A 19,740-nucleotide genomic window follows, 5' to 3' on the forward strand; every position below is an offset into this window, starting at 1 on the left:
GACCGGGGCGACCCGGCGCTGTCAGAGGCGACGACCATAATGAAAGCCTGACCGACTCCTTCTGGAGGTATCCGTGACCGGTTTCCGTACCTTGAGCTCCGGGCTCCGCGCGCTGCGGCCCGCCGCCTTCGGCGCGGATCCGGGAGGTGCGCGCATGGAGCGCATCCGCAACTCACCGAACTTCGCGGACGGTGTCTTCCAGAACCCGGAGCGTGCCCGGACCCGCCCCGACGGCTCGATGGTGGAGTTCGCGAAGGTCTACTTCCGCAGCGAGGAGCGCGCCCACCGCGCCCCGACCGGCACGGTGCCGGTGCATGCCACGACCCTCGCCGACCTGGGCAAACCCGCCGCGACGGGGCTGCGGCTCACCTGGATGGGGCACTCCAGCGTCCTCGCCGAGATCGACGGCCACCGTGTGCTGTTCGACCCCGTCTGGGGTGAGCGCTGTTCTCCGTTCGCCTTCGCCGGCCCCAAGCGGCTGCACCCGGTGCCGCTGCCGCTGGCCGCGCTCGGCCCGGTCGACGTCGTGGTGATCTCGCACGACCACTACGACCACCTCGACATGCCCACGATCAAGGCGCTGGCCGACACGGACACGGTGTTCGCGGTGCCGCTCGGCGTCGGCGCCCACCTGGAGCACTGGGGCATCTCGGCGGACCGCGTGCGCGAGCTGGACTGGCAGGAGTCGACGAAGGTCGGCGGGATCACCCTGACGGCGACACCGGCGCGCCATTTCTGTGGTCGCGGACTGCGCAACACGCAGCACACCCTGTGGGCCTCCTGGGTCGCCGAGGGCGACGCCCACCGCATCTACCACAGCGGTGACACCGGCTATTTCGAGGGCTTCAAGGACATCGGCGCCGCCCACGGCCCGTTCGACGCCACGATGATCCAGATCGGCGCGTACAGCGAGTTCTGGCCCGACATCCACATGACACCCGAGGAGGGGATGCGCTCCCACCTCGACCTCCAGGGCGGGCGGCCCTCCGGAGTGATGCTGCCGATCCACTGGGCGACGTTCAACCTCTCGACCCACGCCTGGGCCGACCCGGGAGAGGGCACGGTGGCCGCCGCCCGCGCGGCCGGAGCCCGTGTCGCGCTGCCGCGGCCCGGCGAGCCCTTCGAGCCCACGGCCGAGACCGTCCCCTCCGAGCCGTGGTGGCGTGGTGTGGCCCGTGCGCCGAAGGGCGGCTGGCCGGTCGTCGAGGAGACCGTCGCCGACACGCCGGGTGACGTCGGGGGCACCTCCGCGGAGGGCACGGGAGAGCCGGAAACGGTGCCTGCGGGCTGATCAGCCGATCTACGGCGAGGGCCGAGGAGCGACATGCTCCTCGGCCCTCGCCGTTTGTTTGCGACCGCTTCTGACCAGCTCCGATCGGATGCGGGGGTGGCACGAACATGCGTCCGACGCTGTTATCGGTCAGTCGTACGACGGCTCATACCAGAGCGGGATGTCGGCTGGGGGAGTTTGTCAACAGCCCACCGCACATGATGCGTTGGCGACTACTGTCAGTTGCCGTCGGGCGACGCAGGGCCGATTTTTTCGGCTCTCTCGACCGGCACCGCGATGGCACATCCCCGAGTCACGCAGACCCGCGGGAGCCCCGTGCCCCCGACGCATCCAGTACGAGGACGCCGATGTCTCACCTTCGCGCACCGGCCGCACGCGCAGACCGCCGTGAGGGCGGACGGCACGGACGACCGGTCGCCCGTGCCACCTCTTCGCTGCCCGAGACGCACCTGCGGCCCCAGCTGCTGCGCCTCGCGGTACTGCCGCCGACCGCGGTGGCCCTCAGCGCGTGTGCCGCCGTACTGTTCACCGTCCGCTCCACCGGCGCCCGGCCCGGCCTCACCCTGTGGGCCGTCCTGGCCGGAGCCGTGAGCGTGGCCCTGGCCGGCATCCTGATCGCCGCCGTGGCAGCCGATCGCGCCGCCACGTCCGTCCGGGAACGCATAGGAGCACTGCGCCGCGCCAGCGCTCGTACGGAGACCGATCTGCGCGCCGTCGTCGAGGGGCTGCGCCGCGGCGAGAACCCGCCCGAGCGCAAGACGCGCCGTCGGCCTCCCGCGGACGCCGACGAATTCGAACTGCTCGCCGCGGACATGTCCCGTGCCCACGACGGCGCCGTCGCCGCCGTCGTGCAGGCCGCGCAGCTCTCCAGCCACGCCGGCAGCGAACAGAAGGTCGAGGTCTTCGTCAATCTGGCCCGGCGCCTCCAGTCCCTCGTGCACCGCGAGATCTCCATCCTCGACGAGCTGGAGAACGAGATCGAGGACCCGGACCTCCTCAAGGGACTCTTCCACGTCGACCACCTCGCCACCCGTATCAGGCGCCACGCCGAGAACCTGGCCGTGCTCGGGGGTGCCGTCTCGCGCCGCCAGTGGAGCAACCCCGTCTCCATGACCGAGGTGCTGCGCTCCGCGATCGCCGAGGTCGAGCAGTACTCGCGGGTCAAGCTCGTGCCGCCGATCGAAGGCACCCTGCGCGGCCACGCGGTCGCCGACGTCATCCACCTGCTCGCCGAACTCGTCGAGAACGCCACGGTGTTCTCCGCCCCGCACACCCAGGTGCTGCTGCGCGTCAATCTCGTCACCTCGGGACTGGCCATCGAGGTCGAGGACCGTGGGCTCGGCATGCAGCCGGGCGAACAGAACAAGATGAACGCCCTGCTCACGGACCCCGACCAGGTCAGCGTCGCCGGACTGCTGCAGGACGGGCGCATCGGTCTGTTCGTGGTCTCGCAGCTCGCCCGCAGGCACGGCATCCACGTCCGGCTCCAGAGCAACATCTACGGCGGTGTCCAGGCCGTACTCGTCGTCCCGCAGGCGCTGTTGGGCGCAAGGCCGGGAGCTCCGGGAGACGCGGGCATGACGCAGGCGTCGCCTCAGGAGACGAGCGGCGGGCACCGGCCGTCCCTCGGACCCGGGACCGCGCAGCCCGCACCGGCGGGGGTCCCGGTCACTCCCGCGGGCCGCACGGTCGCCCCCGTGCCACGGCAGTCGCAGCGGGAGCCGGTGCGAGGGGAGCGGACACCTCCGCGCGTCGCGCCGGGTGAGCCGGTCGCGGGACGCGGCGGTCCCACCCCGCTCCCGATGCGCGGTGCCCGCGCGGAGCGGCCCAATCCGGCCGAGGCCGTGCCCGGCATCCGCCCCGGGGACCGGCTCACGGTCGCCGAGAACGCGGCCATGCCGCCCACACCGCGCTCCGGTGCCGTCCGCGGCACCATGGGCAAGCCCCATCTGCCCAGGCGACGGGCTCAGGAGCACCTCGTTCCCCAGCTGCGCGAAGGGCCCGCTCCCCGCCAGGACACGGAGGACGTCGTCGGGCACGACCCGGGTCTCATGGCGGCGTTCCAGCGCGGGATCGGGCTCGCCGAGGCCGTCCACGCGGACACGGCGGGCCGGGAGAAGCCGGAGCCGGCACGGGGGGCGTCGGCGGCGGCCGCCCCGGCGTCGTTCCCTGACCGGGCGCGCCTGGAGCGGCCGCGCCTGGAAGCACCGCGCCCGGACGGTGCGGCGCGGGTCCACGGGGAGTCCGCCCGGGAAACCCCCCTCGGCGGCGGCGACCCCATCGACGTACCCCTGGAGTACGGCACACCGACGGCGTTCCTGAGCGAAACCCGCACGACGCACGCGCCCGCGCCGCACGGAGCGCGCGACACCGCGTCCGGCCACGACCGCACCACCCGGCACGACGGGAGCGCACCGGCCGGATGACCACCCCCACCCCCACTTCCACACCCACCCCCACCGCTCCCGCGGACCTTCGTACCTCAAGGAGTCGATCCCCCATGGCGAGCGATGCGCCGACCGGTCACGTATCCGATCTCGACTGGCTGATGAGCGGCCTCGTCCAGCGCGTACCCCACACCACCAGCGCGGTGCTGCTCTCCTGCGACGGGCTCGTGAAGTCGGTCCACGGCCTCGACCCGGACAGTGCCGACCACATGGCCGCGCTGGCCTCCGGCCTCTACTCGCTCGGGCGCAGCGCGGGCGTGCGCTTCGGGGACGGCGGCGAGGTACGCCAGGTCGTGGTCGAACTCGACTCGACCCTCCTGTTCGTCTCCACGGCGGGCTCCGGTACCTGTCTCGCCGTGCTCGCGGGCCGCGAGGCCGACGCGGCCGTGCTCGGCTACGAGATGGCGATGCTGGTCAAGAGCGTCCGCCCCTATCTGATCACCGCGCCCCGGCAGCACACCGTCGAACCCCCGGCGATGAGGCCTTGAGCGTGGCCGCGGCCGGTGACGAGCCCTGGCTCGATGACGCGGCAGGACGCCTGGTGCGCCCCTACACCGTCAGCAACGGCCGGACCCGGCCGACGACCGCGCTCGACCTCCTCTCCCAGGTCATGGCCACCGGAGCCACACCCCTCGGCTACTTCGGCCCCGAGCACAGCCAGGCACTCGAACGCTGCCGGGCACCGGTCTCGGTCGCGGAGATCGCCGCCCATCTGAAGCTTCCGGCGGCGGTCACCAAGGTGCTGCTGTCCGACCTCGTCGACTGCGGGGCGCTGACCACGAAGCCCCCGGAGTTCCACCACAACCCCACTGACCGGTCTCTTCTGGAGGCAGTGCTCGATGGATTACGACGACAACTCTGACCTCTTCCCCACCGCACTGAAGATCTTGGTGGCGGGCGGGTTCGGGGTCGGCAAGACGACTTTCGTCGGCGCGGTGAGCGAGATCGCGCCGCTCAGTACGGAGGAGCTGCTCACCACGGTCAGCGCCGCGACCGACAAGCTCGACGGCATCGAGAACAAGGTCGAGACGACCGTCGCGATGGATTTCGGACGCATAACCCTCGATCCGGAACACGTGCTCTATCTGTTCGGCACACCAGGGCAGGAGCGGTTCTGGTTCATGTGGGACGAGCTCTCCGAGGGCGCTCTCGGTGCGGTGATCCTCGCCGACACACGGCGCCTGGAGGACTGCTTCGCGGCCGTCGACTTCTTCGAACAGCGCGGTCTCGGGTTCATCGTCGCGGTCAACGAGTTCGACGGCTCGTACCGCTACGACCCGGCCGAGGTGCGCGCGGCCATCGACCTCGACCCCGAGATCCCCGTCGTGCGCTGCGACGCCCGGATCTCCAGCTCGGGTGTGCAGACCCTGCTCACCCTGGTCCGCCACCTCCTGGCCCACGCGCCGGCCCACTCCCCGAGCCACGGAGCCCGTACATGAGGTACGACCCGCCGCGGCCGGCCGGTCGTCTGCTGCTCACGCCGGAGGACAAGGACGCTCCGGCCCGGGTGCGACGGCTGCGCCGACTGGGGCTGGGGGAGCGCGCCGAGCCCGCCTTCGACGCCTTCGCGGACCGTCTCGCGGAGGTCGCCGCGGCGCCGTACTCGATGGTCAACTTCATCGACGAGGAACAGCAGTTCTTCGCGGGCCTGCACACCCCTGACGGCGGGGCCAAGGGCCGCGACCTCGCCGCGACCGCGGACAGGCCCGAACTCGAAGTGGGCCGCTACATGGCCCGGGACCACGGCTTCTGTCCTCATGTGGTGGTGCGCCGCAAGGCGCTCGTGCTGGAGGACGTGTGCGACTACCCGCGCTTCGCCGGGAATCCGGTCGTCGACGATTTCGGCGTCCGCTCGTACCTCGGTGCCCCGCTGATCGACCGCACCGGCATCGCCCTCGGCACGATCTGCGTCGTGGACGTCGAGCCGCGCCCATGGGGAAAGGCGGGCCTGGAGACGATCAAGTCGATGGCGGCCGAGCTGGTCGAGCAGCTCGAACGACGGGAGGCGGTCCAGGGGTTCTGACTACGTGCCGGACGCGGAAGCCGGCCCTGCCGACGGCCGCGGGACCTGCTCTCGACGTAGGTGATGAGCCCCGGTGGGACGGGGATCATGCATGTCCACGTAGTCACCTCCGACACCGCAGTCCCTCTCTTGGGCCACTCCGGCGGCCCGACATCCGACCCCGGGCGGGGCTAGGGAGAACTGGGGTGTGAAGGAAAGCTGGGGCCGCGCTTAAGAAATCCTCGATGGACCAGGGGCACCGTCGTACGGCAGATTTCTGGGTGAATTCACCCCTCTCCCCGGTGCGGGCCCCTTCGGCGTGCCCGTTCCCGGGACCTCACGCACAGGAGCCGTCGAGTGAAGGCGCTGGTCAAGGAGAAGGCGGAGCCCGGACTCTGGCTCACGGACGTTCCGGAGCCGCAGGCCGGCCCCGGTGATGTACTGATCAAGGTCCTCAGGACCGGGATCTGCGGCACCGACCTGCACATCCGCAACTGGGACGGCTGGGCGCAGCAGGCCATCAAGACGCCGCTGGTCCTCGGCCACGAGTTCGTCGGCGAGGTCGTCGAGACCGGCCGCGACGTCGCCGACATCAACATCGGCGACCGCGTCAGCGGTGAGGGACACCTGGTCTGCGGCAAGTGCCGCAACTGTCTCGCCGGGCGGCGCCACCTCTGCCGTGCCACCGTCGGCCTCGGCGTCGGCCGCGACGGCGCGTTCGCCGAGTACGTCGTCCTCCCCGCCCAGAACGTGTGGGTGCACCGCGTCCCGGTCGACCTCGACGTCGCCGCGATCTTCGACCCGTTCGGCAACGCCGTGCACACCGCGCTCTCCTTCCCGCTGGTCGGCGAGGACGTCCTGATCACCGGCGCCGGACCGATCGGCCTGATGGCCGCGGCGGTGGCGCGCCACGCGGGTGCCCGCAACGTCGTCATCACCGACGTCAGCGAGGAGCGCCTGGAACTGGCCCGCAAGATCGGTGTCAGCCTCGCCCTCAACGTCGCGAGCTCGACCATCGCCGACGGTCAGCGCACGCTCGGCCTGCGCGAGGGCTTCGACATCGGCCTGGAGATGTCCGGCCGCCCCGAGGCGATGCGCGACATGATCGCCAACATGACGCACGGCGGACGGATCGCGATGCTGGGCCTGCCGTCCCAGGAGTTCCCGGTCGACTGGTCCCGGATCGTCACCTCCATGATCACGATCAAGGGCATCTACGGCCGTGAGATGTTCGAGACGTGGTACGCGATGTCGGTCCTCCTGGAGGGCGGCCTCGACCTCGCCCCCGTGATCACCGGCCGGTACGGATTCCGCGACTACGAGGAAGCATTCGCCGACGCGGCCAGCGGCCGCGGCGGCAAGGTCATTCTCGACTGGACCCTCTGAGGACTCTAAGGAACTGATGATGTTCGACTCCGTCCGTGATGACCTCCGCACCACCCTCGAAGAGATCCGCGCCGCCGGGCTGCACAAGCCCGAGCGGGTCATCGGCAGCCCGCAGTCCGCGACCGTGAACGTCACCGCGGGCGGCCGCCCCGGTGAGGTCCTCAACTTCTGCGCGAACAACTACCTCGGCCTCGCCGACCACCCCGAGGTCGTCTCCGCCGCCCACGAGGCGCTCGACCGCTGGGGCTACGGCATGGCCTCCGTGCGCTTCATCTGCGGTACGCAGGAGGTGCACAAGGAGCTGGAGGCGCGGCTGTCCGCGTTCCTCGGCCAGGAGGACACGATCCTCTACTCCTCCTGCTTCGACGCCAACGGAGGCGTCTTCGAGACCCTGCTCGGCGCCGAGGACGCGGTCATCTCCGACGCCCTCAACCACGCCTCGATCATCGACGGCATCCGGCTGTCCAAGGCGCGCCGCTTCCGGTACGCCAACCGCGACATGGCCGATCTGGAGGCCCAGCTCAAGGAGGCCTCCGACGCGCGCCGCCGTCTGATCGTCACCGACGGCGTGTTCTCCATGGACGGCTACGTCGCCCCGCTCAAGGAGATCTGCGACCTCGCCGAGCGCTACGACGCGATGGTCATGGTCGACGACTCGCACGCCGTGGGCTTCGTCGGCCCCGGCGGCCGCGGAACCCCCGAGCTGCACGGCGTCATGGACCGCGTCGACATCATCACCGGCACGCTCGGCAAGGCCCTCGGCGGCGCCTCCGGCGGCTATGTCGCCGCCCGCGCCGAGATCGTCGCCCTGCTGCGCCAGCGCTCCCGTCCGTACCTCTTCTCGAACACGCTCGCTCCGGTGATCGCCGCGGCCTCCCTCAAGGTCCTCGACCTGCTGGAGTCCGCCGACGACCTGCGCGTCCGGCTCGCGGAGAACACCGCGCTGTTCCGGTCCCGGATGACCGCGGAGGGCTTCGACATCCTCCCCGGCGACCACGCGATCGCTCCCGTCATGATCGGTGACGCGTCCGTCGCCGGCCGCATGGCGGAGCTGCTCCTGGAGCGCGGCGTGTACGTGATCGGCTTCTCCTACCCGGTCGTTCCGCAGGGGAAGGCCCGTATCCGGGTCCAGCTGTCCGCGGGACACTCCACCGAGGACGTGAACCGGGCCGTCGACGCCTTCGTGGCGGCGCGGGCGGAACTCGACGCCTGACGGGGTGCGCGCCCTCGGGCCCGAGGGCGGCCGGCACCACGGTGGCCGGAAAGTGCGTGTGACCTGAGAGAATCGGTCGCATGATCGAAGCGCGGCGGCTCCACATCCTTCGTGCGGTGGCCGACCACCGCACGGTGACTGCGGCAGCCGCCGCGCTCTATCTCACGCCCTCGGCGGTCTCGCAGCAGCTGACCGCCCTGGAGCAGGAGACGGGCCACCGGCTCGTCGAGCGCGGTGCCAAGGGTGTACGGCTGACAGCCGCCGGCGAGATCCTGCTCGGCCACACCAACGCCGTCCTCGCCCAGCTGGAGCGCGCGGAGGCCGAGCTGGCCGCGTACAGCTCGGGCTCCGCCGGCACGGTCACCGTGGCCTCCTTCGCGACCGGCATCGGCCTGGTCGTGGCCCCCGCGCTGGCCCGCCTCGCCGTCACGGCCCCCGGCATCCACCTCCGGGTCCACGACGCCGAGGGCGACGCCAGCCTGCCGATGGTGCTGGACCGGCAGGTCGACATCGCGGTGGCCGTCGAGTACCGGGGTGCCCCGGACGCGGACGACCCGCGGCTGACGCACGTCCCGCTCTACGCCGAGCCCTTCGACGCGGTCGTCCCCGTCAGCCACCGCCTGGCCGACGCCGAGGAGGTGCCGCTCGCCGAGCTGGCCAAGGATCCGTGGATCGGTCCGTACCCGGGCAATCCCTGCCACGACGTGGTGGTCCTGGCCTGCGAGAACGCGGGATTCCAGCCGCGCCTCGAACACTCCTCCGACGACTTCCGCGCCGTCGTCGCCCTCGCCTCCGCCGACGCCGGTGTCGCCCTGGTGCCCCGCTCGGCGCTGCGCGGCATGGAGCTCACCGGTGTCGTCGTCCGCCCCGTCGACGGCGTCGCGCCCACCCGCCGCGTCTTCGCCGCCGTACGCCGTGGCGCGGAGGACCATCCGCTGATCCGGCCCGTGCTGGACGCTCTGACCCGAGCGGCGACCGTGGACTGAACCCGACGGCTCGTCTTCTCGTATCTGGGATAGAATCCCGAATATGGGAAGTGATGAGGATGCCGCCGTCGACGCCCGGCTCGGGGCCCGACTGGCCGAGCTGAGAGCCGAACGGGGCTGGACCCTCGGCGAGTTGGCCGAGCACAGTGGGATCAGCCGGTCGACCCTCTCCCGCGCCGAGCGCGCCGAGATCAGCCCCACGGCCTCCCTCCTGAACCGCCTCTGCCATGTGTACGGGCGGACCATGTCGCATCTGCTCAGCGAGGTGGAGGGAGAGCCCGCCCTGCTGGTCCGAGCCGCCGACCAGGCGATCTGGACGGACAAGGCCTCCGGCTTCGTCCGGCGATCGGTGTCGCCGCCGCATCCGGGACTCCGCGGTGAACTGGTCGAGGGACGGCTCACGGCGGGCGCGGACATCGCGTACGACAGGCCTCCCGTACCCGGCCTGGAGCAGCACATCTGGGTCCTCGACGGAACGCTCGACGTGACCGCGCAGGATGTCGAACACCGCCTCGGTGCCGGCGACTGCCTGCGGTTGCGGGTGTGGGGCCCGACGCGCTTTCGCTGCCCCGGCCCCGCGGACGTGCGGTACGTGCTGGCGGTGGTGCTGCCGTGACCACCGTCGCCCGCCTCACCGCAGCCGAACTCCACGCGGCCGTCGACGAGTTGGCGGACCTGCTCACCGAGACCGTGGAGGGCGGCGCCTCGATCGGGTTCCTCGCCCCGCTCGACCACGCGGCGGCCGTCGCCTGGTGGCGGGAGCGCGCGGCCGCGGTCTCGGCGGGGCACCTCGCGGTCTGGGTGGCCCGCGGCGGTGACCGGCTGCTCGGCACCGTCGCCCTCGCGTTCCCCGACAAGCCCAACAGCCGCCACCGCGCGGAACTCGTCAAGCTGATGGTGCACCGGGACGGCCGTGGGCAGGGCCTCGGCCGGACGCTCCTCGCGACCGCGGAGAAGGAGGCGGCCGCCGCCGGAGTCACCCTCCTCCATCTGGACACCGAGACCGACAGCCCCGCCGAGTCCCTCTACCACTCGGCGGGCTGGACCCGGCTCGGGGCCATACCCGACTACGCGGCGACGCCCTCGGGCGAACTGCGCCCGACGACGATCTTCTACAAGCGGCCGGGAGCGCCCGCGGACGACGCGTGACGGGGCTCGGCCCCTGCGGGCGCCGTGGAGGCTGGTGAGGCCGTGGCGGGGAGACCCCGCCGGATCGAGGTCGCCGGAGACCGGGGTCCGCCCCGCCCCGTCGACAACGCCGCTGACGTCGTGCTTCGTCGCGTCGATGTCAGTGCCATTGGCTACCGTGCGTCTCATGCCGGATGCCGAAGACGTACGCCGTATCGCCCTCTCCCTGCCGGACACGACGGAGAAGATCGCGTGGAACATGCCCACCTTCCGGGTCGCGGGAAAGATGTTCGTCACGCTGCCCGAGGCGGAGACCTCCATCGCGGTGCGCTGCCCCAAGGAGGAGCGCGACGAACTCGTCCTGGCCGAGCCGCGGAAGTTCTGGATCGCCGACCACGAAGCCGGTTTCGCCTGGGTCCGGGCCCGGCTCTCCGCCCTGGAGGACGACGACGAACTCCGTGACATCCTCGCCGACTCCTGGCGCCAGGCGGCCCCGCCCCGACTGATCGACGCCCACCCCGAATTGGGGCTCTCGTCCGCCGACTGAAACTGCCTCGGCGGTGTCGGAGGCCCGTGGCATGATCCGGAAACAGGAGTGGGGAGAGGGACAGGCGGCTTCGCGGGGGAGCCGCCCGGCGGGGCCAGGGGAGGGGTGCGAGCGGGATGACCAGGACGTCATCGGGCGAGGAGTCGCCGCGCGGAGAGCGGTCGGAGCGCGTCGGTGTGGCCAGGGGTGGATCGGCCGAGTCGTGGAGCGAGGCATCCACGGTGGCGGGCTCGGGCTCGGGCCCCGTCCGGCCTGACATCGTTGCCGACCGGCCTCCGCGGCCGGTCTGGTCGCGCGACTTCGCCCTGTTCTTCGTCGCCCGCGCCATGGCCCGGCTCGGCGACACCATGCTGCCGGTGGCCCTCGCCGCGGGATTGCTGCGGTACGGGTACGGGGTGGGTGCCGTCGGCGTCGCCATGGCCGCGTCGGCCGCCCCTTTCGCCGGACTGGTGATCTTCGGCGGAGTGATCGCCGACCGGTTCAGCACCCGCAAGCTGATGATCGGCGCCGACCTCGTGCGGCTGGTGGCCCAGGCGGTCGCCGCCGCCCTGTTCTTCGCCGACCACGTGATCCTCTGGCAGATCTGCGTGATCGGCGCGGCCAACGGCGTGGCGGGCGCGGTCTTCCAGCCCGGCGTCGCCAGCACCGTGCCGCGCCTCGCCGCCGACGTGCAGGGCGCCAACGGCGCCATCCGGATCGCCGAGTCCTCCGCCCAGCTCGCCGGCCCCGCCCTGGCGGGTCTGCTGGTCGCGTTCGCCTCCGCCGGCGGGGTCTTCGTGGCCCACGCCGCCACCTTCGCGTTCAGCGCCCTGTGCCTGCTGCTGCTCCGCCCGCCCCCGGCCGCTCCCGGAAGCCGGGCGCACAGCGGCAGCTTCAAGGCCGATCTCGCCGAAGGCTGGCGGGAGTTCAGATCCAGTACCTGGATGTGGGCCGTCATCGTCATCTGGTGCGTCTACATGATCTCCGTCTGGGGCCCGACCGTCCCGCTGGTGGCGACCGAGGTGGTGCGGGAGCACGGCCCGCGCGCCTACGGCCTGATCAACTCCGCCCTCGGCGCCGGCACCGTCATCGGCGGGCTCGTCGCGCTGCGACTGCGTCCGCGCCGCATGCTGCGCGCCGGTTCCTTCGCCCTCTTCGCCTTCGCGTGCTTCCCCGCGTCCGTCGGGGCGGGGCTCGGTGTGGCCGCCATGTCGGCGGGAGCGCTGATCGCCGGAGCGGGCACGTCGCTGTGGGGCGTGATGTGGGCGACCAGTGTGCAGACGCAGGTCGCGCCCGACGTCCTCAACCGCATCCACGCCTACGACGTCGCCGGTTCCCTGGCGATGATGCCCGTCGGCCAGGCACTCGCGGGACCCGCCGCGGCGGCCCTCGGCGCCGACCACGTCCTCCTCATGGCCGGTGTCATGACCCTCGTCGTCTCCACGGCCCTGCTGTCGGTCCCCGCGATCCGCAATCTGGTGCGCGCCGACGGGCCCGTACTCCCGGGACAACGGGAACCGGTCACCCGGGTCCGTGCGGGTCGGGGCAGGCCGGGCTAGGTACGGCCGTGCGTCGCCGAGACCGTCGTACGGGGATCTCGGGGATCTCGGTGACCTCGACCGCGCTCCGGGCCGGCACCGGACGCGTGCCGCCCGTCCGCTTCCGCGCGGCGCCGGCCGCCCGGTCGGCGGAAAACCGGTGCGCGACCACCGTCACGAGTGCGGTATTGTTTCCGTGCACGTCCAACCAGGGGAAACCCCAGGTCAGGCGGGCATCGGGACGTGGCGCAGCTTGGTAGCGCACTTGACTGGGGGTCAAGGGGTCGCAGGTTCAAATCCTGTCGTCCCGACTTTTTGAGTCGTGGTTCAGAGGCCGTTTTCTCAGCGATGAGGAAACGGCCTCTGTCGTACCCGGTCGCCGTCGTACGGCCCTCTTCGGCCGAGCCCGTCCGGGGTGTCCGGGGCGGCCCGATGGCCGAGAAAAACGCTTGGACCGCGTGGACACCGTCACGGGACACTGCAAGTCCTGGCCTGCCCATATGCGGACATCGCCGTCTTCGTGACCGGACGCGCGCGGCGGGCTGCCGTACGACGACACAGGGTGGGTATGGCATCGCCTGAATCGCGCAAGGCTTTACCGGGCAGGGGCTCCGTGCTCCTCGCACTCCGCTACTACGGAAGGGAGTTGGGCCGGCTCCGGCGGCTGACGCTGCCCGCCATGCTGATGCCGGCGCTGGGCAACATCGGCATCAGTTACGTCGCGCCGCTCATCGTCGCGAAGCTCGTCGGCCGCATCGCGGGCGACGGCAGCGGTATGTCCATGGGCGCGGCCCTGCCCTACGTCCTCGGCTTCGGCGGCGTGCTGCTGCTGGCGGAGGCGTTCTGGCGCCTCGGTCTGCACTGCCTGAACCGTCTGGACGCCCTGGGCATCGAGCAGTTGTACGTGATCGGCATGGACGAACTGTTCGCCAAGGACGCCTCGTTCTTCCACGACAACTTCGCCGGATCGCTGACCAAGCGGGTGCTGAGCTTCGCCTCCCGCTTCGAGGAATTCGTCGACACGATGACGTTCCAGGTCGTCGGGAGCCTGGTGCCGCTGGTGTTCGGATCGGTGGTGCTGTGGCGCTACGAACCGCTGCTCGTCGTCGGGCTGCTGGTGATGATCGCCGTGACGGGACTGTGCGTGGTGCCCCTCATCCGCCGTCGCCAGGCACTCGTCGACCAGCGCGAGGAGGCGATCGCCCGGGTCTCGGGCCACGTGGCCGACAGCCTGATGAACATGGACACCGTCCGGGCCTTCGCCGCCGAGGAACGCGAGGCGGCCGAACACCGTTCCCGCGTCGCGGCCTCGCGGCGGCTCACCCTGCGGTCGTGGGACTACGGCAATCTGCGCATCGACACCCTGGTCGCGCCGATGTCCGTGCTCACCAACGCGCTCGGGCTGCTGCTCGCGGTCGCCCTCGGCGGGGGCGGGCACGGCGTGGAGGCGGTCGTGGTCGCCTTCACGTACTACGCCAACGCGACGCGGATCATGTTCGAGTTCAACCAGATCTACCGCCGTCTGGAGAGCTCGATGACGGAGGCCGCCCAGTTCACCGAACTGCTGCTGACGCCGCCGACCGTGCTCGACCCGGTGGCTCCGGAGCCCCTCCTGTCCCGCGACGCCGACGTCCGCTTCGAGCGGGTGACCTTCACCCACGGGGGTGCGAAGCCGCTCTTCAGCGGGCTGGAACTGGCCGTGCCCAGCGGGGCGAAGATCGGTCTGGTCGGCCGGTCCGGCGGGGGCAAGACCACGCTCACCCGGCTGCTGCTGCGGATGACGGACATCGACGGCGGCCGCATCCTGATCGGCGGCCAGGACATCAGCAAGCTGCGCCAGGCCGACCTGCGCGGCCTGATCGCCTACGTGCCCCAGGACCCGGCGATGTTCCACCGGACGCTGCGGGACAACATCGCCTTCGCGCGGCCGGACGCCGGCGACGCCGAGATCCGCCGCGCGGCCGAGGCGGCGCACGTCACGGAGTTCGCCGACGCGCTGCCCGAGGGATTCGACACCATGGTCGGAGAGCGCGGCATCAAGCTGTCCGGCGGCCAGCGCCAGCGCGTCGCCCTGGCCCGCGCGATCCTGCGCGACGCGCCGATCCTGCTGCTCGACGAGGCGACCAGCGCCCTGGACTCGGAGAGCGAGATCCTCGTCCAGGAGGCGCTGTGGCGGCTCATGGAGAAGCGCACGGCGCTCGTGGTGGCGCACCGGCTGAGCACGGTCGCCACCATGGACCGGCTCGTCGTCCTCGACCGGGGGCGCATCGTCGAACAGGGCACGCACCAGGAGCTTCTCGCGTCCGAAGGCGCCTACGCGAAGCTGTGGCGGCACCAGTCGGGCGGCTTCATCGACGACAGCCCCGCACCCGCCGACCAGCACTGAACGCGGCCCCGGGGCCGGGCGCGGGTGACCTCGGGGCCCGGACCGGCCGGGTGACGGCGCCGCCGGGCGCTCGCGGAACCGTCGCACGGGACGGGAGCGCACTCCGAGGGTCAGGCCGGATCGGCGTGGTGCAGCGGCACCGTCCACTCCAGGACGGTGCCGCTCGGCTCGTTGGATGTCAGGGCGCACGAGCCGCCGAGGTTCTCGGCGCGGATACTTAGGTTGCCGAGCCCACTGCGGCGGGTGACGTCGGGACCGATGCCGCGGCCGTTGTCCGCCACCCGCAGCCGCAGCGTGGTGGCGGTGGCCTCGGCCGTTACCTCCACGGCGGTGGCGTGGGCGTGCCGGGCGGCGTTCGACAGGGCCTCCCGCACCACCGCGAGCAGGTGTTCGCGCTGCTCGTCGGACACGTCGGTGTCCAGCAGGCCGCTCATGCGCAGGGCGGGGGCGAAGCCGAGCGTCTCGGCCGCGCGGCCCACCTCGGTGACGAGCCGGGCGCGCAGACCGGTGGCGCTCGACCGGTCGCTCTCGCGCAGGGCGTAGATCGTGGAGCGTACGACCTTGATCGTGTCGTCGAGATCGTCCACCACCCGCTGGACGCGCGCGGCCACGTCGGGCCGGTCGGTGAGCCGGTTGAGCACCGACTGCAGGCTGAGCCCCCCGGCGAAGAGCCGCTGGATGGCCAGGTCGTGCAGGTCGCGCGCGATGCGGTCGCGGTCGTTGAGGACGAGCAACTGCTCGGCGTCGCGGCGGTGTTCGGCGATCTCCAGGGCGAGCGCGGCATGACCGGCGAACCCGGCGATCATCTCGACGGTGGCGTCCGGGAACGCGGTGCCGCCCTGCCGGTTCGCGACCTGGAGAACGCCGCGCACCCGCTCCTGGGTGCCCAGCGGAATCACGAACGCCGGGCCGAGGTCGAGGACCGACGCGCTGCCCGTCCCGGTGCGCGGGTCCTGGCTGAGCGACGTGCTGACGATTCTCTCGCCGGAGGCGAACACCTTGGCGGCCAGGCTCGTTCCGTCCGGCAGGGCCAGCCCCCGTACCTGGTCGGCGTCGCGTCCCTCGGCGGACTCGATGACCAGGTCCGTGGTGCCGGTCACCGGCAGCGCCAGGGTGACCAGATCCGCGTCGGACAGCTCCCGGACCGTCGCGGTGAACGCGTGCAGGACCTCGGCCGGATCGACGCCGGACAGCAGGGTGCGGGTCAGTTCGCTGCTCGCGGCCAGCCAGCGCTCACGGCGCCGGGCGTCGTCGTACAGCCGGGCGTTGTCGATGGCCACACCGGCCGCGGCGCCGAGCGTGCGCAGGACCGCCGCGTCCTCGGCGTCGAACGCGGTCCCGCCGTGCTTCTCCGTGAGGTACAGATTGCCGAAGATCTTGTCGCGGACCTGCACGGGTGTGCCGAGGAACGTGGTCATCGGGGGGTGCCCGGGCGGGAAGCCGACCGAGTCCGGGTGGTCGCTCAGGACGGGGAGCCGCAGCGCGTGCGGCTCCCGGATGAGCAGGCCGAGGATGCCTTCTCCCCGGGGGTGGTTCCCGATGCGGGCGATGGTCTCCTCGTCGATCCCCACCGTGATGAACTGCTTGATGCCGCCCTCGTCGCCGAGGACTCCGAGCGCCCCGTAGCGGCAGTCGACGAGCTGCACCGCGGACTCCACGATCTGCCGCAGGGCCACGTCCAGGTCCAGGTCGCTGCCGATCGCGAGGACCGCTTCGAGAAGGGTGTGCACCCGGTTCTGGGTGCCGCGCACACGCTCGACCTGTTCCTGCAGGTCCTCCAGCAGGGCGTCGAGCCGGAACTGCGGTACCGACGGCTCCTCCGGAAGGCGCGCGCCCCGGTCCATACGTGTTCCCCTCACTGCCGCCCGTCGGAGCCATGATGCCCGACCGGCCGCACCCGCGGTCGAGCACCAGTGCGGAACGCGACGCGCGGCTTCGGGGCGGCAGGAACGGCGCCGGAGGCGCACGGGGAGGCGGCGCTAGCCCTTGAAGCCGACCCCGCCGTACAGGGACACCGGCTCGTCACCGATCGGGGTCTCGCCCTCCGCGAGGTCGGGGCGCCAGTCCTTCACGGAGACGACGCCCGGCTCGACCAGGTCAAGTCCCTTGAAGAAGCGGCTCACTTCGGCGTGCGAACGGCCCACCAGGGTGACTCCGCCGCGCGCGTAGTGCTCGATACCCCGCCGCACGTTCTCCGGCTCGAAATCGGCGGTCATCGCGGACAGCGCCAGACAGCTGCCCGGCGCCAGTGCGTCGACCAGGGTCTCCACCAGCTCGTACGCGCCGCCGTCGTCGGCGATGAAGTGCATCAGCGCGATCAGTGAGAGGGCCACGGGGCGGTCGAGGTCGAGCACCCGCGCGGCCTCTTCGAGGATCCTCCCCGGATCGTGCGCGTCCGCCTGGACGTACCGCGTCACGCCCTCCGGGGTACCACGCAGCAGCGCCTCGGCGTGGGCGAGGACGATCGGGTCGTTGTCGACGTACACCACCCGTGCGTCCGGAGCGGCGGTCTGCGCGATCTGGTGGAGATTGGGCTCGGTGGGGATGCCGGTGCCGATGTCGAGGAACTGGCGGATTCCCGCCGTGCGGACCAGGTGGCGGGTGGCCCGCTGCATGAACCAGCGGTTGCTGCGTGCGGCCCGTCGGGCGCCGGGATCGAGCGCGGTGATCTGCTGCCCGAGCCGCTCGTCGACGGGGTAGTTGTCCTTGCCGCCCAGGTACCAGTCGTACACCCGTGCCGGATGTGGCCTGCTGGTGTCGATCCGGTGTGCGGTGGACTCCGTCCCCGTCATACGGCAACTCCCTGCTCCGCTGGGCTGGTTCACCCCGTCGACCCGTGTCCGGCGGGGTGCGTGAGCAGTGTGCCATCCGCGTGGAATGCGGTGCCTCGGACAGTCGATCCTCGGCCACCCGGCGGTCGCGCGGCCGCGGAGCGGTTCTCACCGGTCCGGCTTCAGCGGATCATGGCCCAGCGCCATGAGGCGGTGGCGCAGCCGTACGTCCCCGGACCCGGGTCCGCCGTCCCCGTTCTCTCCGTCCTCCTCGGCGGAGACGATGTCCACCACCTCGTACATGGTCCGGATGTCGTCGTCGGTGAGGTCCGTGCGGCGCTTCTGCAGGATCGCGAGCACATGACGGCCGGTCGACGGACCCGCCTCGGAAGGCGGCGGCTCGCTCGGCTCCCCGGCGTCGCCGACCCGCAGCCAGGCCGCGAGTTCCTGGGAGGTCATGTTCACCACGCGGTGGAACTCGTCCCACAGCGCGTCGAGCTCGACGGCGTCGGTCATGGCGTGCCCCCTTCGGTGTTCCCGTGGGTCTGCTTCGGGACGAGGAGCGGCGCCGAGGGTCCCTCCGGGCCGCCCCGTCCTCACGTCTGCCCGCGGTGCCCCACTCCATGCGGGTGTGGGGGTGGAGGTGGGCCGTGTGAGGGGAGGGTGCGCGGTGTCCGGGGACGGATGGGTGGATACCGGCCGCCGGGGGGATCTTCCCAAGGGCCCGGTGCGGGGTTATAGTCCAAAACTAGCAGTGCTAATTAATCTCGGTGTTCCGTCAGGAGTCCTGTCGTGCGTCCCGTCCACTTCGCGGCCGCCCGCCGCACACCCATCGGCAAGCTGCGCGGAGCGCTGTCCTCCGTGCGGCCCGACGACCTCGCCGCGAGCGTCATCCGCGGTCTCGTCGCCGAGGTGCCCACGCTCGACCCGGCCCGCGTCGACGACGTCTACTGGGGCGCCGCCAACCAGGCCGGTGAGGACAACCGCAATGTCGCGCGGATGGCCGCGCTGCTCGCCGGACTGCCCGACAGCGTGCCCGGCGCCACCGTCAACCGGCTCTGCGCCTCCGGCCTCGAGGCCGTCACGACAGCGGCCCGCGCCATCGGCTCCGGTGAGGCCGAGATCGTGCTCGCCGGCGGCTCCGAGTCGATGAGCCGGGCCCCCTTCGTCCTGCCCCGCCCGGACGAGGCGCTGCCGCACCGCATCGAGACCGTCGACACCCGGCTCGGCTGGCGGCTGGTCAACCCCGCGATGAAGGAGCTGCACGGCGTCCTGTCGATGGGGGAGACCGCGGAGGAGGTCGCCGGGCGGTACGGCGTCTCGCGCGAGCGCCAGGACGCGTTCGCGCTCCGCAGCCACCAACGTGCGGCCGACGCCCGCAAGAACGGGTACTTCGACGCCGAGCTGCTTCCCGTCGAGCGCCCCGACGGTGTGGTCGTCGACAGCGACGAGTGCGTACGGGAGGACACCTCGCTCGACAAGCTGGCCCGCCTCAAGCCGGTGTTCCGCGCCGGCGGCACGGTCACCGCGGGCAACGCCTCACCGATGAACGACGGCGCCGCCGGTGTGCTGCTGGTCAGCGAGGAGGCCCTGAACGAACTCGGTCTCGAATCGCTCGGACGGTATGTCGCCGGCGCCTCGGCCGGTGTCGATCCCGACGTCATGGGCATCGGCCCCGTGCCCGCGACCCAGAAGGCGCTCGGGCGCGTCGGCTGGAGCATCGGCGACATCCAGGAGGCCGAGTTCAACGAGGCGTTCGCCGCCCAGGCCCTCGCCTGCGTGGACCGCCTCGGCATCGACCCGGACCTCGTCAACCCGACCGGCGGCGCCATCGCCCTCGGTCATCCGCTCGGCTGCTCGGGCGCCCGCATCCTCACCACCCTGCTGCACCGCATGCGCCGCACGGGCGCCGCGCGCGGCCTGGCCACGATGTGCGTCGGCGTCGGACAGGGCAGCGCGGTCCTGGTCGAGCGCCACTGACACCCCGACCGCCCCGACCCGCCCTCGTACGCGCGGGGGCGCCTGGGCCGGCGTACGCCAGGCGCACGCCGACACACGTGCCCGCC

At 71.8% G+C, this 19,740-nt stretch carries 18 protein-coding genes and 1 tRNA gene; 16 read left to right on the forward strand and 3 right to left on the reverse strand.

Features of this window, described 5'->3' with window-relative positions; translation table 11 throughout:
* Positions 1-73 precede the first annotated feature (73 nt).
* The 15 genes from OG788_RS36730 (at position 74) to OG788_RS36800 (ending at position 14,903) form a co-directional block, all read left to right on the forward strand.
* Positions 74-1,291: an MBL fold metallo-hydrolase gene (locus OG788_RS36730; RefSeq protein ID WP_406375323.1), complete on the forward strand. Its 1,218-nt coding sequence runs from the start codon at positions 74-76 to the stop codon at positions 1,289-1,291.
* A gap of 347 nt (positions 1,292-1,638) precedes the next feature.
* Positions 1,639-3,717, forward strand: coding sequence for an ATP-binding protein (locus OG788_RS36735; RefSeq protein ID WP_406375324.1), 2,079 nt, complete (start codon positions 1,639-1,641; stop codon positions 3,715-3,717).
* A gap of 74 nt (positions 3,718-3,791) precedes the next feature.
* A complete protein-coding gene (locus OG788_RS36740) occupies positions 3,792-4,226 on the forward strand; it encodes a roadblock/LC7 domain-containing protein (protein ID WP_266847992.1) in 435 nt (144 codons plus the stop codon).
* 2 nt (positions 4,227-4,228) lie between these two features.
* The gene (locus tag OG788_RS36745; protein ID WP_406376947.1) at positions 4,229-4,600 is read left to right on the forward strand and encodes a DUF742 domain-containing protein; all 372 of its coding nucleotides are present in this window, start codon (positions 4,229-4,231) and stop codon (positions 4,598-4,600) included.
* Entirely contained in the window at positions 4,578-5,177 is a 600-nt protein-coding gene (locus OG788_RS36750) for an ATP/GTP-binding protein (protein ID WP_266764118.1), read from the forward strand. The genes OG788_RS36745 and OG788_RS36750 overlap by 23 nt, the downstream gene beginning before the upstream one ends.
* Positions 5,174-5,761, forward strand: coding sequence for a GAF domain-containing protein (locus tag OG788_RS36755; protein ID WP_351540952.1), 588 nt, complete (start codon positions 5,174-5,176; stop codon positions 5,759-5,761). The genes OG788_RS36750 and OG788_RS36755 overlap by 4 nt, the downstream gene beginning before the upstream one ends.
* A 336-nt stretch (positions 5,762-6,097) precedes the next feature.
* Positions 6,098-7,126: an L-threonine 3-dehydrogenase gene (tdh, locus tag OG788_RS36760; protein WP_266764120.1), complete on the forward strand. Its 1,029-nt coding sequence runs from the start codon at positions 6,098-6,100 to the stop codon at positions 7,124-7,126.
* A 19-nt stretch (positions 7,127-7,145) separates the two neighbouring features.
* Entirely contained in the window at positions 7,146-8,339 is a 1,194-nt protein-coding gene (locus tag OG788_RS36765) for a glycine C-acetyltransferase (protein ID WP_351541026.1), read from the forward strand.
* A gap of 80 nt (positions 8,340-8,419) precedes the next feature.
* Positions 8,420-9,325 (forward strand): LysR family transcriptional regulator, encoded by a 906-nt coding sequence (locus tag OG788_RS36770; RefSeq protein ID WP_351540946.1) that lies wholly within the window; start codon positions 8,420-8,422, stop codon positions 9,323-9,325.
* Positions 9,326-9,368: 43 nt separating this feature from the next.
* On the forward strand, positions 9,369-9,941 hold the full coding sequence (locus OG788_RS36775; RefSeq protein WP_406375325.1) for a helix-turn-helix domain-containing protein: 573 nt from the start codon (positions 9,369-9,371) through the stop codon (positions 9,939-9,941).
* Positions 9,938-10,474: a GNAT family N-acetyltransferase gene (locus OG788_RS36780; protein ID WP_406375326.1), complete on the forward strand. Its 537-nt coding sequence runs from the start codon at positions 9,938-9,940 to the stop codon at positions 10,472-10,474. Before OG788_RS36775 ends, OG788_RS36780 begins: the two co-directional genes overlap by 4 nt.
* Before the next feature lie 166 nt (positions 10,475-10,640).
* Positions 10,641-11,000 (forward strand): MmcQ/YjbR family DNA-binding protein, encoded by a 360-nt coding sequence (locus OG788_RS36785; RefSeq protein WP_406375327.1) that lies wholly within the window; start codon positions 10,641-10,643, stop codon positions 10,998-11,000.
* A 116-nt stretch (positions 11,001-11,116) separates the two neighbouring features.
* The gene (locus tag OG788_RS36790; protein ID WP_406375328.1) at positions 11,117-12,538 is read left to right on the forward strand and encodes an MFS transporter; all 1,422 of its coding nucleotides are present in this window, start codon (positions 11,117-11,119) and stop codon (positions 12,536-12,538) included.
* 216 nt (positions 12,539-12,754) lie between these two features.
* Positions 12,755-12,828, forward strand: a tRNA-Pro gene (locus OG788_RS36795).
* Between the two features lie 257 nt (positions 12,829-13,085).
* Positions 13,086-14,903: an ABC transporter ATP-binding protein gene (locus OG788_RS36800; RefSeq protein WP_406375329.1), complete on the forward strand. Its 1,818-nt coding sequence runs from the start codon at positions 13,086-13,088 to the stop codon at positions 14,901-14,903.
* Positions 14,904-15,013: 110 nt separating this feature from the next.
* On the opposite strand, the gene OG788_RS36805 is transcribed toward OG788_RS36800, so the two are convergent.
* The 3 genes from OG788_RS36805 to OG788_RS36815 all read right to left on the reverse strand — a co-directional run bounded on the left by OG788_RS36805 (position 15,014) and on the right by OG788_RS36815 (position 18,190).
* The gene (locus OG788_RS36805) at positions 15,014-16,747 is read right to left on the reverse strand and encodes a GAF domain-containing protein (RefSeq protein WP_406375330.1); all 1,734 of its coding nucleotides are present in this window, start codon (positions 16,745-16,747) and stop codon (positions 15,014-15,016) included.
* A 135-nt stretch (positions 16,748-16,882) separates the two neighbouring features.
* Positions 16,883-17,695, reverse strand: coding sequence for an SAM-dependent methyltransferase (locus tag OG788_RS36810; protein WP_406375331.1), 813 nt, complete (start codon positions 17,693-17,695; stop codon positions 16,883-16,885).
* A gap of 147 nt (positions 17,696-17,842) precedes the next feature.
* On the reverse strand, positions 17,843-18,190 hold the full coding sequence (locus tag OG788_RS36815) for a DUF3140 domain-containing protein (protein WP_406375332.1): 348 nt from the start codon (positions 18,188-18,190) through the stop codon (positions 17,843-17,845).
* Positions 18,191-18,466: 276 nt separating this feature from the next.
* Between OG788_RS36815 and OG788_RS36820 the strand changes: the two genes are divergently transcribed.
* Positions 18,467-19,654 carry a thiolase family protein gene (locus OG788_RS36820; protein ID WP_351540923.1) on the forward strand — a complete coding sequence of 396 codons (1,188 nt, stop codon included), beginning with the start codon at positions 18,467-18,469 and terminating at the stop codon, positions 19,652-19,654.
* Positions 19,655-19,740 lie beyond the last annotated feature (86 nt).

This window comes from Streptomyces sp. NBC_00647, from assembly GCF_045207245.1.
Lineage (GTDB): Bacteria > Actinomycetota > Actinomycetes > Streptomycetales > Streptomycetaceae > Streptomyces.

Bases quoted from the DNA above. Each gene is read 5' to 3' on its own strand.
- OG788_RS36735 (WP_406375324.1), top strand. From the start codon at position 1,639: ATGTCTCACCTTCGCGCACCGGCCGCACGCGCAGACCGCCGTGAGGGC.
- OG788_RS36740 (WP_266847992.1), top strand. From the start codon at position 3,792: ATGGCGAGCGATGCGCCGACCGGTCACGTATCCGATCTCGACTGGCTG.
- OG788_RS36750 (WP_266764118.1), top strand. From the start codon at position 4,578: ATGGATTACGACGACAACTCTGACCTCTTCCCCACCGCACTGAAGATC.
- OG788_RS36755 (WP_351540952.1), top strand. From the start codon at position 5,174: ATGAGGTACGACCCGCCGCGGCCGGCCGGTCGTCTGCTGCTCACGCCG.
- OG788_RS36765 (WP_351541026.1), top strand. From the start codon at position 7,146: ATGTTCGACTCCGTCCGTGATGACCTCCGCACCACCCTCGAAGAGATC.
- OG788_RS36770 (WP_351540946.1), top strand. From the start codon at position 8,420: ATGATCGAAGCGCGGCGGCTCCACATCCTTCGTGCGGTGGCCGACCAC.
- OG788_RS36775 (WP_406375325.1), top strand. From the start codon at position 9,369: ATGGGAAGTGATGAGGATGCCGCCGTCGACGCCCGGCTCGGGGCCCGA.
- OG788_RS36785 (WP_406375327.1), top strand. From the start codon at position 10,641: ATGCCGGATGCCGAAGACGTACGCCGTATCGCCCTCTCCCTGCCGGAC.
- OG788_RS36790 (WP_406375328.1), top strand. From the start codon at position 11,117: ATGACCAGGACGTCATCGGGCGAGGAGTCGCCGCGCGGAGAGCGGTCG.
- OG788_RS36800 (WP_406375329.1), top strand. From the start codon at position 13,086: ATGGCATCGCCTGAATCGCGCAAGGCTTTACCGGGCAGGGGCTCCGTG.
- OG788_RS36805 (WP_406375330.1), bottom strand. From the start codon at position 16,747: ATGGACCGGGGCGCGCGCCTTCCGGAGGAGCCGTCGGTACCGCAGTTC.
- OG788_RS36810 (WP_406375331.1), bottom strand. From the start codon at position 17,695: ATGACGGGGACGGAGTCCACCGCACACCGGATCGACACCAGCAGGCCA.
- OG788_RS36815 (WP_406375332.1), bottom strand. From the start codon at position 18,190: ATGACCGACGCCGTCGAGCTCGACGCGCTGTGGGACGAGTTCCACCGC.